The sequence below is a fragment of the Aquimarina macrocephali JAMB N27 genome (genome assembly GCF_000520995.1).
Classification (GTDB): Bacteria; Bacteroidota; Bacteroidia; order Flavobacteriales; family Flavobacteriaceae; genus Aquimarina; species Aquimarina macrocephali.
Genome location: NZ_JACA01000057.1, coordinates 1 through 13,923 on the forward strand (window position 1 = coordinate 1; position 13,923 = coordinate 13,923).

The following is a 13,923-nucleotide window of genomic DNA, read 5'->3' on the forward strand; positions in this document are numbered from 1 at the left end:
CAGTACCTATCTCCGCAGAGGAAAGATTCCGGTTATTATTGGGGGACTATGCCAAAATAAAAGTAGAAAATTTAAAATTAAAGGAAGAACTTGAAAAAACAAAGGCTAGAGCAGTTATTAGAGATTATCTGGTAGAACAACGAAATGAACATCAACAGGATAAAAGTGGTAACACAACTGTGGTTTCAGAAAGAGATTTTGAAGGTTACATAGATAATTACTTCGATGAATTGTATTTAGATCAATTTTTACATAGGATAACTATTAATGAGATGCAAAGTGGATTTTGTTTCGAAGTGTCTGGAGAAGATTTAGATCATTTGGGTATTAATCAAGGTGATTTTGTATATACTGATGCTTTGATAGAACATTATGATTTAGTTAGAAAAGAAAACTTATATGTGGTTATTATTAATGACCCTGTCAATGGGAAGGATATTCTTATAGGACAAATTCGATGGTACAGGGGGGCTATAGGGCTTGTACAGCTTGATAAACGACAATTTGATTTGGAAGGGAATCTTAATATTGAACAATTATGGGAAGTGAAAGGGCACATTACTAGAGAGGAATATGATATAAAAGTTAACTGTGATGATGATTTTGAAACACCATATTAAATACTTTGATCGCTGACTAATCATTTGAGATTTTGGTCATGACAAGCAAAAAAATAATGAAAAGTGCTAAAATTCGAAAGTCATCGTAATTTCATTCATTTTGATTTTTTTAAGAAAAATTTATAGGTAACATTTTATAGAGTATGGACACCTATTAGAAGGACAACATTGAAAATACGTTGCATTTAGCACAAAGAATACAATTAATTTAAGGTAAAAAGAAAATGGATTTTGAAAACAGTGAAAAGGACTATATAAAAAAGATAAATGCACAAAGCCAGGAAATGATCAAGGATTTTCAAGATCATTTAGCAGAGGTGAAAGAAGTTCATCCTGAAGTAAATGACAGGATGATCTTTGAAGGTTGGGCAATCCAAAAAATAGCTGGTTTACAAGTGATCATAAAAGAATTAGTAGAAGACAATCAACGATTGAGAAATTTTAGTAATTTGAATTAAAATGATTCTTGATAATTCTTATTATAATTGACAATAATTCTACGTTTTAATAAAAAAAGACGAAATTATAGCGAACTAATCCAAATATTTAGCTACAATTGAATATGCCTGTTCCCTTATTCTATCAGTTTCTCTAATGTCATCCATTCTTATTTGATTATAATTATAAGGAATAGATACTTGTTTTATTTGTTGTTTTAGCTGTAGTAATTGTTTGAAACATTCCTTATCCTTTTTTATTGAAGGAAGATTCATGGCATCTATGATTCCAATAGACACGTTGTTAGTATAATAAACTAAGTCATAACTTTTATGTGACAATTTAAGTTTTATTTGATGCATAATTATAATTGTATAGTTTTTTATTATGCAAATATAGCTAAATATAGATATAAATTATAGTTTAATTTTAAATTTTACAAAAGGATTATCTGTGAGTTCTGGAGTTTGTAAAATTAATAAACATAAATCAGCTAGCATTTAATAGTTCTTTTTGCATTTCAAAGTAGTTGCTTAAATCTTCCAAATCTTGTAATGAAAAGTTTGAACTCTGGATATTTGGGACTACTAGTAAAAGTTAAAACGTTCAACCCTATATGCTATAATACTAAGCAAAGATATAATAGGATAAGATTTTAGTGTTAATGAAAGTAAATAAGAGTGTAACCCTTATGAAACCATTAATAATGTAGAATGGTCTTTTGTAAATGTTTCTATTTCAAATAAATAGTCTATAGAATGGTTAGATATTTCAATTTCTCCCGCTACATTTGGGACATTTTTTTCCTCAAGCCAGACAAAATTGTCTGGCTTTTTTTTGACTTTTTAAAATAGCATGTTTCGGAGGTGTCAAAAATGTAGAATTCTTCCTCTTAGGATTAACAGAATATTTGCATAAACACAACTTTTGAGTTTGATTTGATTCTGTAAATTTCAGCTATCAAGGTTATTAATTTATAAAGACAATTTCTTCGATAAGTCGGCTGTTTTTGTCCAAATTGTTTTTAGTAGTCTTTGTTGTTTACTGAAAAAAATATCAAATGATTTATACTATAATTCGGCACTAAATCTAATTTGCTGACGAATTATAGTTTTTTGTATCTTTGCCTCAAAATCAAATAAGATATCGCAGAGAGAACACTACATATAGAATCCTTCAAAAAGAAGTTTGAGAATTTTGATACGATAACGGTCAAGAAGATATTCGATTTTTATCAAAGTAAAGATACTTTTGTCAAAAAGAGTACAGTCAATTGGCGAATATATAAACTCGTTGAAAAAGGAATCATACAAAGAGTTGGTCGAGGAAAATACAGACTTGGAAAACAAAAAGAGTTTCATCCAAAGGTCAATCAATCAATAAAATCTTTGTATACTATTCTTAAGAATGAATACCCATATTTAGATATTGCTATTTGGACAACGGAATGGATATCACAATGGATGCTCCATATTCCCCAAACAAATAAAACAATTATTGAAGTAGAAAAAGGAACAGAAGACAGTGTATTCTATTTCCTTTCTAATATTAGAAAAAATGTATTTCTAAATCCATCTAGAGACATATTAGACAAGTACGCACAGGAAAATAAAAATCAAATTATTATAAAGAATTTGGTTACGGACGCACCGCTTCAGAAAATAAACAGCTTAAAAACACCAGCATTAGAAAAAATAATTGTTGATTTAATACTTGACCTTGAAATTTTTTCAGAATATCAAGGTCGAGATTTGGAAAGCATTATTGAGAATGCATATCAATTTCACTCTATTCAAGAAGATAAGCTTTTACGCTATGCAAATAGAAGAAGAAAAAGAGAGTTTGTAGAACAGTTCATTAAAAGGATTATATAGATGATATCAGCAGATAGCTTATCCATAGAATGGATGTCTTCAAAAATACGAGAGTTTAAAGGAGACCCAATAATTGTCGAAAAAGTAATTCAGGCATTGACCCTATTAGAGTCTTTGCGAATTGAAAATCTTGAATTCATTTTTAAGGGAGGAACGGCTTTGATGTTGATGATACAAGAACCAAGAAGGTTCTCGATTGATATTGATATTCTAATCGAAAATAAGGATCAGGATTTAGAGCAAATCTTAAATGTCATCATTGATAAGACGGTTTTTGTAAAATGGGAAGAGCATAAAAGAAAAACTGTTTCTGAAATAGAGAAACGTCATTTTAAATTATTTTATGAACCTTTAGTAAAAATGAGAGGTGATCTTAACTACATTTTATTGGATGTGGTTTATGAAACAAACCCTTATGTAAATATTCAAGAGACTAATATTTCTCATTTTCTGCTAATTGAAGAAGGATCTCCAATTCAGGTAATAACACCTACATTAGAAGCTATTCTTGGAGATAAGCTAACAGCCTACGGACCTAACACAACTGGAGTACCTTTAACAAAGCCTATGGAGGTAATGAAACAGATTTATGATATTGCTGGAATCTTTGACCGTATATCTTCTTTAGAAACTGTAAAACAAAATTTTATCAAAGTTGCCCAAAGAGAATTAGCTTATAGAGGCTTTGAAAGTACGGATCACAAAGTCATCTTTGATGATATTATTAATACCTCTCATAATTTTTGTGTTTACGGAAGACTTGATAAAAAGACTTTTGCCATTATGCGTTCAGGGGTTAGCAGGCTAAACAATTTTATTTATGGAGAAAAATTTAGAGAACCCCAAGCTCAAATTGCAGTTGCTAAGGCAGCGTACTTATCATCAAAACTCGATGCTGATTCTTTTAATTTAGAAACGTTTGATAAGTCAATAGATATGAATGATTGGGCGATTTCTGACCATCATTTTTCTGCATTAAATAAATTAAAAAAGCATAATCTAGAGGCTTTCTATTATTGGTATAAGGTATTTAAATTCTAAGAATGAAAGATACCACATTACAAATACAACTTTTAAAATCGTTATTCAAAGGACGTGAAGATGTATTTGCCTTACGTTGGGAAAAAGCAAATAAAAGTGGTTACATGCCAGCATATTCCTATGACCCTTATATGTACCGACTTCATAAACAAAGAGGTGGCACATTTAAAAATTACAAAGACAAGATCTATGTGAAGTTGGATGATTATCAATTATCAAAACATTTAAATGGAAATCAATTTATTGGTATTTATCCCTTATTAAAGGATGACACTTCTTGGTTTATAGTAGCCGATTTTGATAAAAATAATTGGCAAAAACAATCTCAAAGAGCAGTTGAAGTATGCAAGCAATATCATATTCCTGCTTATTTAGAACGCTCTCGTTCTGGAAATGGTGGACATGTATGGGTATTCTTTGAGCAACCCTATCCCGCAGTAAAGAGTAGAAAGATTTTGCTTAAACTTTTTGAACAAGAAGGTGTTTTTTCCGTGTTTGATAAAAACACAAGTTTTGATCGACTATTTCCAAATCAGGATTATTTATCTGGAAAAGGGTTAGGTAATCTTATTGCTCTTCCCTTTCAAGGAAATGCTTTACAAGATAACAACTCTTGTTTTATAGATGCAGAAACACTTACACCTTATAAAGATCAATGGGTATTTTTGAAAACTATTCAAAAAGTATCGAACACTCATTTAGATTCAATTTTAAATGAATTGTCTAAGCAAGATAACCATGGTACTGTTATAGTAAATAGAACACCTGACAACCCAGAGAAGTTACGGATCATCCTTGAAAATAGTATTACTATACATCGGAATAACTTGACTCCTACAATAGCTAATTTCCTAAAAGAGCATCTTAACTTTTTTAATACGGATTATGCTATTAAAAAGAAAACAGGAAGGAGTACTTGGAAGACTGAACGATACTTTAAACTTATTGATGAAACAGAAAACACCATTGAAATTCCAAGAGGGTTTATTGGAAAATTACTTCGGTTTTGTAATAACCAAAATATTGAATATGAATTCCTAGATCAAAGGAAACAACTTGATACGGTTGAATTTTCATCTTCAATTAAGTTATTGAAACATCAGTATCGTCCTATTGAAATTGCCTCAAAAAAAGATTTTGGAATTATCGTTGCTCCACCCGGTTCTGGAAAGACAATCATTGGGCTAAAAATCATTGAACAAAAGAAAAAGACTGCATTAATCATTACTCATAGAAAACAAATTGCAGAGCAATGGATAAGTAGAATTGAAACTTTTTTAGGAATTCCGAAAAGAGAAATTGGTAAAATAGGTCAAGGGAAAATGAAGATCGGAAAACATGTAACAATAGCATTAATTCAATCGTTAACAAAGAAAATTACTAATACAGATGAAAAAATAATAGATGCTTTTGGAACGATCATTATTGACGAATGCCATCATATTCCAGCTAAATCTTTCCGAGAAGTTATTCATAAACTATCTCCATATTACCAATATGGGCTAACAGCTACTCCTTTTCGTAAAAATAGTGATGAAAAATTACTTTTTGTGTATTTAGGCGATATTATTTCGGAAATAAAGTCACAGGATATTGACCGATATAAAAAAGCAAGGATTAAAATTCGAGAAACTAATTTAAATGTTCCTTTTAATTCTAAAACAGATCATTTTGAGACACTTTCAAAAATACTAATTCACGATTCCGAAAGAAATAAACTGATTTTAAAGGATATTCAAAATGTACTAGATAATGGTAGAAAAGTTGTAATTATTACTGAACGGAAGGAACACATTCAGGTACTTTATCAATATCTAAAAAATCATTATGAAATCATTCATATTTCTGGTGATGACAGTACTTCTTCTAGGAATTCAAAATGGAAAAGTATTGAACAAGGAAACTATCAAGGTATTATAACAACTGGTCAATTTTTTGGAGAAGGTACGGATATTAAGAGTGTTTCTTGCTTATTTCTCGTGTATCCTTTTTCATTTAAAGGTAAGCTAATTCAGTATATAGGAAGAGTACAACGTTCTGAATTAACACCAATCATCTACGATTATAGAGATAAGCAAATTTCATATTTGAATAAGCTCTTTTTAAAAAGAAACACACATTATCGAAACTTAGACCGTCAGGCTTCGTTATTTGATGACATAGAAGAAACTTTTGAAGCAAAACCAAAGCTACAAGATGATATTGACAAGGCAATAAAGGTTGCGATAAGTGACTTGGATTTTCATTATGGAATGGTTTGTTTTTCATATAAACTATCAGAACATACTTCTATTCAATTTGAAATTGAAAATGAGGAAATGCAACCGGAGTTTGAGGTTTTGAAACCTTATTTTTCTAAAGTTTTGAACTCCAAGTCGATCACTGTTCAAATTCAGATTGGGTTTGAAGAAAATGTAATCGTTTCTCAATTAGCTATATCAAAAGATATTAACCGTATTAACAAAGAATTGATAGACAGTGTGAAATTTCAGTTTGTCGAACAGCATTTTATAAAAAATGGGAAATCTAAAAATGAAGAAGGTATCGAAGAGACTCCAAAAACAATAGGTTCTTTCTATGGTTCTGAAGATAAACTACTAGAAGATATCTTAAAAAATAGTAGTTATGCTCATCATAAACAGCTTTTATATTTGGCAAAACACCACCAATATCAACGATTAAAAATTAGATTTGTTTTGTATCCATTTTCATTTGTTTTCTTACTGGAAGGACAGCAAAACTATCATATCGTTCTGGAAACATTAGATACAAAAGAAGCTACCTATATTTGGTATCTTTCTAAAGAAACTTCTCAATTTAAAAAAGAATTAGAATTAATAAATCAAAAACTGAATTGGATTCGTAATAATGGTCGTCAATCTTTTTTAGAAACTAAAAGTAAAAACTTCAGTAAAATCATTCATGATTACAGCCAAAATAAAAAAGGATTCTATAAATGGAAAAATGCTTTGGAGGAGCGATTAATTTAAATTTTTATGATGTCATATTTAACATCTGTTCATATAAAAACGGATAGAGATCATCCTTATCCTTATAATGTTCCGGCAATAAAGTTTGCCAAAAATATTGATGTGTCTAATAACATCACTTTTATTATTGGAGAAAATGGTTCTGGAAAATCTACATTGCTGGAGTCTATTGCCTTTAGATTGCAGCTTCCCCATATGGATGGTAGAGGATATGATAAGAAATGTTTTGATGCGGCTAGAAAGCTATTGCCTTATTTAGAATTGAACTGGGATATAGAACGTTCCGTTGGTTTTTTCTTTAGAGCAGAAGATTTTGGGGATTATCTAAATAGTGTACATAGAACAGATATTAACTTACACAATCAGATGGGATATTTAGATCAAGATGTTCCAGAACATGTTATTCAGCAAATGAAAGATAGTGCCAATCATCAATTACATCAAGTGCGTAGGAATTATGGGCAAGAATTGGATTCATTCTCTCACGGAGAAGCTTATATGCATATTATGAATGAAATGGTAAACCAACGAGGTATATATCTTCTGGATGAACCGGAAGCTTCCCTTTCCCCTTCAAAGCAATTAGCGTTTATTTATTTTTTGCAAGAGCATTTGCAAAACTTCAATTCTCAATTTATCATTGCCACGCATTCTCCAATGCTAATGGCATATCCGGACGCTTCCATTTATGAAATTACTGATAAGGATATGAAAAAGACCTCTCTGGAGGAAACAGATCATTATTCGATTACAAAATCATTTCTTAATAATCCCAGAGCATTTTTAAGACATTTCTAGGTATAGTACTATTATTACAACAAACTCTTTTATTTCAATTAAATCCTTTTACAAAAATTGTGAACTCTTAAGTTTTGGGAGCTTTCTGGATGTGTTTTTCTTAACACATTTTGTCTGTTGTTTTGTTTATAATAATTAGTTTTACAAGACTTAAATTTCAATCATTAGTAATGATAATCCCGTTAAACCAATTCGAGACATTAATAGATGATAAAATCCTAAAAAGAGGTGTTGCTTATTATGAAAATGGAGCTGTTGTTGATTTTGAAGAAATCTCTACAGGAGAATACGAGGCTATTATACTTGGTAGTGAAGAGTATAGAGTGCAATTTAAAGTTTCTGACAATACTATTGTAGAACACTTTTGTGACTGCCCTTATGATTTTGGTCCGGTCTGTAAACATCTTGTAGCTGCTATTTTCTATTTAGAACAAGATCGCCTCATGATTAATCATCAAACACTCTCTACTCAGAAAACAGAAAAGAAAACAATTTCAGTCTCAAAACAAGTCAAGAATCTCTTAAAGCAGATTTCGCATAAAGAATTAATTAGTTTTATAGAAAAGCAAAGTAAAGCAGATAAAAAGTTCAGGAACTATTTTTTATCTGCGTTTAGCTACCTTCATCAGGGACAATCAAAGGATTTTTACAAAAAACAGATCCATAATGCTTTACAAGCTGCTAAAGGGAGAAATGGATATATCAGTTGGTCGGAAACTAAATACATTCACAATACGATTACTCCATTTTTAGAAAATGCTTATAGGGAAAAGTTCTAGATCCTTCCTATAAGGAATAGTTGTATCTCCTCCTTATAGGGAAAAGTTCTAACTCTTTCCTATAAGAAAAACCTACATATCATTGCTATAGGAAAAATTCTTGTGTCATTCCTTATAAGAAAAACTTACGTGTCGTTGCTTTAGTAAAAATTTTAGTGTCATTACCATAGAATCAAGTTTGAGGTTTGTTTCTCTGTTACCAAACAAAAAGTTAAATTTTGCAACTTTTCAAATAACATCAAGATCGATACGAAACAGGGATAAATTTATTCTTTAGTAACCAATAAATTTTTAGGTACAAATCGAGGTGCTTATTTTTCTCGAATACAGACCACAATCCACCTGTGTATTTGCCATTCAAATCGGGCTGTATATTTTTATCAAATACTGATCCCAAAAACTTTGATACACTTAATATTTACCTTATGTTCCGTTTTTTAGTAAAAATCTAAATTGGACTGTGCATTTTTAGTTAAAAACCATTGTTAAAAAATAAGTTGTGATCGGGCTGTATATTTGGGAAAAATCAGAATCCCAATCGACCTGTGTATTTTTAAGCTAAAAAAGGTAAGTATAAGCTTTAAAAACTTCATTTTATATCAGGTGTATTTACCTCCGAATACTATTGTTTAGAGATAATCCGAGTGCTTTTTGAATTACATCTCATGCAATTTATATCCATAACAATATATGTTAACCCACATTTATTTGAATTTAGATAGCTTAAAAATGTGTTGAACTATGTTTCAATGCATGGAAATTACTGTAACCCTATTTCGAATTACGATAATGTGAACAGCTTTATTAAAGAAGAAACGATCCAAAACCTCAAAAAAAGTTCTTGTTTAATCCTGGGGCTTCCATAAGTTTGTTTACTGTCATAGAAGATGTTTTTTATTTCTAAAGCTAATTTCTGATCTTCCAAAACCCTATTACAAGGACCGTTACTATACCATCGATAATAACCTCCTGCTAACTTTTAATACTTTACACATTTTCTCAATGGGGTATATATGTTTATACGAAACTATGAATTGATAGATTTCCTACCGCTCTTGGAGAAAATGTAAACGGCCTTTTTAAAAATTTCTAGTTCTAATTGAGCATCTTTAAGAGCTTTACGTAACTCCTTTACTTCCTGATTATCTACTTGAGAAGGTGGTTTAGACACCTTTTTTGAAGATCCATCTTCACTATCTAGCTTACGCCTTCGATAAATCCTATCAACTTTAACCCCTAGTTCATCGGTTAATTCCTTTATGTTTTCTCGCTGATAACTTAACCGAACAGCTTCTGATTTAAATTCTTTACTATAAAATCGTTTCTTCATTTTTCTAAGATGTTTATTTAAACATAAACTGTCTTAAATATCTATCCGAATAAAGGTAGCAACTCCAACATCTCATGCAATTTATATCCATAACAATTTATGTTAACCCACATTTATTTGAATTTAGATAACTTATAAATGCGTTGAAGGAGGATAACAAAAATAAAATAGTTGATAAACAAGGATATTTTTAGATTCATTCTTCATTAAAATGGTTGTGACTGGTTATTATGCCATTTCTTATGCGAAATGGTCTAATTAGATAGTTTAAAAATGCTGCAATTTGCTTAAAATTGCAGCATTTCAAATTTCATTATAATTGGGTTATTACCCAACCACATTTCTTCTATTTAATTTAGAGGTTCTACTACACCTGCTATAACATTTGCCCTATAAGCTGTTTTTGTGTATACAAACCCTCTTTGTTCCTTTCTACCATCAGAATCTAAGAGTCTATTAATTCTGGTAAAGCGAAAATAATGTCCATCTACGCGGTGACCAAAATTAGCTCCTATACCACCAGAAGTGTATACAGGTATTCTATATTCCATTTTAGTTTCTGATACTGGTTGTGTCATTATTACGCGTCTTTTGGATTTAGGAGGAATTATAATTTCACTGCGTACTTCATAAACTTCTTCTCGGCTAGAAACACCTCCTTGAGTAGCGCTTACACCAACTGTTATTTCTATAGAACCCTCTGTAACAAGAGGAAGTCCAACTTTACCGCCAAGAGCTACACTTAAAGACTCAGTTACACTCCAAGAAGAATTTGATCCTTTTTTTATACTATGAACAATAGTATGCTTATCTTGTACGTTGGAAGGGTTTTCAAGTGTTACGTCATAAATTATTTTTTGTCGTTTATCACCTGGATCAACTACACTAATAATTGGATTTCCTGTATGAATATATGATGGAACATTATATCGTACTGTAATAGGAGGATTCATCCCATCAAATATATTTTCATTATTAATAGCGATTCCATCTGGCCGACTCCCATATTTTGTAGTCATAAGGTGCATTATTCTATATTTATCAAACCCTAAAGCTTTTAGGTGAGCAAAGTTTAATTTTTCTTTAATGTAAGATTGTACCTTATTCCTTGGCTGTTCTTTATTACTATCTTCTTCTTTATCAAAATTGAGGTTTGGAACTTCTTCCCATCCATCATTTAGCATTTCTTTAATGGACTTATACCCTAAACTACTTTCCAAATCAGTAGCAGGCTCTTGTTCATGAGAAGTAATTTCATTAATAGTTTGTTGTTCATCAGATAACATTTCTGAATCTTCTTTTTCGCAAGCAGTAAATACACACGCTAAAGCAATCGATAATAAAACTTTTTTTAAATTTTTCATTTTTGTGAATTTTAGTTATTTAAAATTGAATAATTTTTCAAGTTTTTATTTCTAAGCTGACGACTAACAAAAAACTTCAGGTTTTTATTCTATTAAAACATGATATTATTCTTAAAAATTCATTGCTACAGATAATCTATAGGCCTGACCCAAAATTGATCTCTCCAGAAAGACATCATCTTTAGCATTAGTTGTTTCTCTGTTGGTTCCTTCCAGTAATATATTAACTCCAATTACCGTATCTTTAATCGTTCCTGATACATTTTTTCCTCCCTGAGCAATGAAATCTCCATTCCGAAAACCAAGAAGAGAATAACACATAGTCTTGTTCTCATAATTTTTAAGTATTTAGTTCTTTGCAATTTCATAAAACCTTAATGATAATTTGTTTTTTCTTTAAGATTCAAAAGGTTCGAAATCGTTTTCGATCACATCGAAAACGATTTCGAAAGAAATATTCATTTAGGGAAAAAAGCCTGTATAAAAACACTTTTCTCATTCTTTTTATCCCTTTTCACTAATAAGAGAGGCTTTTTAATTTTTTATATACAATTTAATCTAATTGTATTTTAGCTTAAATTGTATATTTAATAAATATAACACTTAGTCTATGAAAGTTACTACTCTAAAAGATATTGCTAATGAATTAGGAATATCTGTAGCAACTGTATCTAAGGCTTTAAAGGATTATCCGGGTAAATAAAGGGACAAAGAAAGGGTTCTTCAGATCGCCAGAAAACTGAATTATTCGCCTAATCAATTAGCTGTAAATATAAGAACCAAGCAAACAAAAACGATTGGTGTTATTATCCCAACTACGGTACATTATCATACTCCTCATTTTTAAGACAGCTACTTAAAAATGAGGAGTAATATATTTAAACCTTCTTTCAATAACATAGTGGGCAATATCATGATAAGGAATATTTGGGCCTATTCTTTCAATAGTCAAACTTCCATCGTTTCTTTTACAAGTTAAAATGTTTTGGTTTTTGTCTTTTGTAATTATTATTCCATCCTTCAAATGCTTTTCAATCCCTACAGGCAAAATTAGGTTGGACTTATACTTATAACACTCATTTATGTTTTTGTACGTACACCTCTATTTTCATATACTTTAACTTTCATAAAATTTAAAAATATAAAGAAATCTTTTTAGCAAACATCATATAACTTTTAAATTATAGTTCTTCTTCCAACCTCACCCATCCAACCCTTTCTTCGGTATTTTGTCTTATTCTTTCACATAATTGTCCTGTGTGGTGTTGAAGATGTCTGAGATTATAAAACTGAAGCTCTACCTTATTGAAATTCAACCAATCAAACCCAGAATGAGAATTGAAATTAATTTTTTTTACTCGGTTGCTCAGTGTTTTAGTTATTTTTTTATGATATAAAAGAATCTCGGGTTTTGAATAAGGAGTCTTGATTTCTGGTAATTTTTCTCCATACTCCCCAATTCTTCCTAGGTTTTCATAGTTGTCTTTATGTTTTTCCCATACCTGAAACAATTCTTTTTTTTCAGATAAATATAAATCCGTATAGAACAGTGTATGGTAAGAAAGTTGCCAGAAAACGTTAGTGTAAGATTTGTCGGTCCATAATGAATTAGGGCATTTTTCAATAGCACTCTTTAGCATATTTAAAGAAGAACTATATTGGGACTGTATTTCATCTTTCATTTTATCTTTATCTTTTTTGAATATTATTCACTCCAATCTAAAACTAGTTCAGGTAAAACAGATTCTGTATCTAAATCTATATTCTGAATTTTTGCAACTTCTCTTCGAAACCAGTCTGAAAATTCGGTTTTGTCATTTTTGAAATTTACCATAAAATTTTCATCTCTAGACTCTGTGTAAACCACTACATCATAACCTGTACTAGTTTTTTGTAAGTACCAACTTTCTTTGGTTACTCCAATGCGGTTGTGCATTTCTGTAAATTCATTGTTTCTAGAAGTATTTACTGTTTCAACAAAAGCTAACCATTCATCTATTCTTTCTTTCAAAATAGGAAAACTGTATACATATTTCTTCATTTTTATTTAATTTATAATTTGAAACAAAGTTATATACATAAACTGATAAAAATCTTAATCTAGTTTAAGACTGGTTTTTATTTTTTATTTTGCTTAAATATTCAGGTGTGAGTCCTAAAAAAGAAGCAATCAAATTTTGAGGTAACCTTTGTGCTAATTCTGGAGATTGCTCAGTAAAATGAAAGTAAATATCTTCTTTAGAAAAATTATATAAATATTTCATCATTAATAAAGATTTACCATAAGAAGTTTCGTATACCTTTCTAAAATATTTTTCTAACTTTGGAAATAAGGTTAATAATTTTTCTTGTTTTTCATAAGTAATGGCAAGAATTTCGGTAATTTCAACAGCTTGAATGTGAAAATCTGTTGTAGTTTTATTTTGATATGCTAAATAATCAGTCATCCATCTATTTTCAATTGCAAACCGAACGGTTCTTTCAATTCCTTTATCATTAAAGAAATACATTTGAATACACCCTTTTAATACAAAAAAATTAAGATTACATTTATTACCAGCTCTAAGTATTGTATCTTTCTTATTTAGGGTACATAAATTAAAAAATGTAAGTATCTTTTGAAATTCACATTCATTAACTTCTATGAATTGATTAATATGTATAAAAAGTTGATTTGACATTTTAAATT

16 protein-coding genes are annotated in these 13,923 nt (G+C 30.1%); 8 read left to right on the forward strand and 8 right to left on the reverse strand.

What is annotated here, in order from left to right:
- The coding region (locus Z054_RS31915; protein ID WP_035093512.1) for a hypothetical protein at positions 1–620 on the forward strand (620 nt) is incomplete at its 5' end.
- Positions 621–844: 224 nt separating this feature from the next.
- A complete protein-coding gene (locus Z054_RS0124935; protein WP_024772735.1) occupies positions 845–1,078 on the forward strand; it encodes a hypothetical protein in 234 nt (77 codons plus the stop codon).
- Positions 1,079–1,153: 75 nt separating this feature from the next.
- Here the strand turns inward: Z054_RS0124935 and Z054_RS0124940 are convergent, their stop codons facing one another.
- Positions 1,154–1,399, reverse strand: coding sequence for a hypothetical protein (locus Z054_RS0124940; protein WP_152538670.1), 246 nt, complete (start codon positions 1,397–1,399; stop codon positions 1,154–1,156).
- An 879-nt stretch (positions 1,400–2,278) separates the two neighbouring features.
- Between Z054_RS0124940 and Z054_RS0124945 the strand changes: the two genes are divergently transcribed.
- The 5 genes from Z054_RS0124945 to Z054_RS0124965 all read left to right on the forward strand — a co-directional run bounded on the left by Z054_RS0124945 (position 2,279) and on the right by Z054_RS0124965 (position 8,540).
- Positions 2,279–2,932 (forward strand): DUF6577 family protein, encoded by a 654-nt coding sequence (locus Z054_RS0124945; RefSeq protein WP_316929950.1) that lies wholly within the window; start codon positions 2,279–2,281, stop codon positions 2,930–2,932.
- Positions 2,933–3,973 (forward strand): nucleotidyl transferase AbiEii/AbiGii toxin family protein, encoded by a 1,041-nt coding sequence (locus Z054_RS0124950; RefSeq protein ID WP_024772738.1) that lies wholly within the window; start codon positions 2,933–2,935, stop codon positions 3,971–3,973.
- A 2-nt stretch (positions 3,974–3,975) separates the two neighbouring features.
- Positions 3,976–6,963, forward strand: a complete 2,988-nt coding sequence (locus tag Z054_RS0124955) for a DEAD/DEAH box helicase (protein ID WP_241461452.1) — start codon at positions 3,976–3,978, stop codon at positions 6,961–6,963.
- A 6-nt stretch (positions 6,964–6,969) separates the two neighbouring features.
- Positions 6,970–7,761: an AAA family ATPase gene (locus Z054_RS0124960; RefSeq protein WP_084050584.1), complete on the forward strand. Its 792-nt coding sequence runs from the start codon at positions 6,970–6,972 to the stop codon at positions 7,759–7,761.
- A 170-nt stretch (positions 7,762–7,931) separates the two neighbouring features.
- A complete protein-coding gene (locus tag Z054_RS0124965; RefSeq protein ID WP_024772741.1) occupies positions 7,932–8,540 on the forward strand; it encodes an SWIM zinc finger family protein in 609 nt (202 codons plus the stop codon).
- A 781-nt stretch (positions 8,541–9,321) separates the two neighbouring features.
- Here Z054_RS0124965 and Z054_RS32770 read toward each other — a convergent pair.
- From Z054_RS32770 to Z054_RS0124980, 4 genes are all read right to left on the reverse strand, one after another.
- Positions 9,322–9,465, reverse strand: coding sequence for a transposase (locus Z054_RS32770; protein WP_394331067.1), 144 nt, complete (start codon positions 9,463–9,465; stop codon positions 9,322–9,324).
- A 102-nt stretch (positions 9,466–9,567) separates the two neighbouring features.
- Positions 9,568–9,870 carry a transposase gene (locus Z054_RS0124970; protein WP_024772742.1) on the reverse strand — a complete coding sequence of 101 codons (303 nt, stop codon included), beginning with the start codon at positions 9,868–9,870 and terminating at the stop codon, positions 9,568–9,570.
- 350 nt (positions 9,871–10,220) lie between these two features.
- Positions 10,221–11,234 (reverse strand): ETX/MTX2 family pore-forming toxin, encoded by a 1,014-nt coding sequence (locus Z054_RS0124975; protein ID WP_024772743.1) that lies wholly within the window; start codon positions 11,232–11,234, stop codon positions 10,221–10,223.
- A gap of 111 nt (positions 11,235–11,345) precedes the next feature.
- The gene (locus Z054_RS0124980; protein WP_024772744.1) at positions 11,346–11,555 is read right to left on the reverse strand and encodes a hypothetical protein; all 210 of its coding nucleotides are present in this window, start codon (positions 11,553–11,555) and stop codon (positions 11,346–11,348) included.
- Between the two features lie 289 nt (positions 11,556–11,844).
- Here Z054_RS0124980 and Z054_RS32520 point away from each other — a divergent pair, with 289 nt between their 5' ends.
- Positions 11,845–11,937 (forward strand): LacI family DNA-binding transcriptional regulator, encoded by a 93-nt coding sequence (locus Z054_RS32520; RefSeq protein ID WP_241461453.1) that lies wholly within the window; start codon positions 11,845–11,847, stop codon positions 11,935–11,937.
- Positions 11,938–12,415: 478 nt separating this feature from the next.
- Here the strand turns inward: Z054_RS32520 and Z054_RS0124995 are convergent, their stop codons facing one another.
- The 3 genes from Z054_RS0124995 to Z054_RS0125005 all read right to left on the reverse strand — a co-directional run bounded on the left by Z054_RS0124995 (position 12,416) and on the right by Z054_RS0125005 (position 13,915).
- The gene (locus Z054_RS0124995; protein WP_024772746.1) at positions 12,416–12,916 is read right to left on the reverse strand and encodes a hypothetical protein; all 501 of its coding nucleotides are present in this window, start codon (positions 12,914–12,916) and stop codon (positions 12,416–12,418) included.
- Between the two features lie 23 nt (positions 12,917–12,939).
- On the reverse strand, positions 12,940–13,275 hold the full coding sequence (locus Z054_RS0125000; RefSeq protein WP_024772747.1) for a hypothetical protein: 336 nt from the start codon (positions 13,273–13,275) through the stop codon (positions 12,940–12,942).
- A 64-nt stretch (positions 13,276–13,339) separates the two neighbouring features.
- On the reverse strand, positions 13,340–13,915 hold the full coding sequence (locus Z054_RS0125005; RefSeq protein ID WP_024772748.1) for a Crp/Fnr family transcriptional regulator: 576 nt from the start codon (positions 13,913–13,915) through the stop codon (positions 13,340–13,342).
- Between the last annotated feature and the right edge of the window lie 8 nt (positions 13,916–13,923).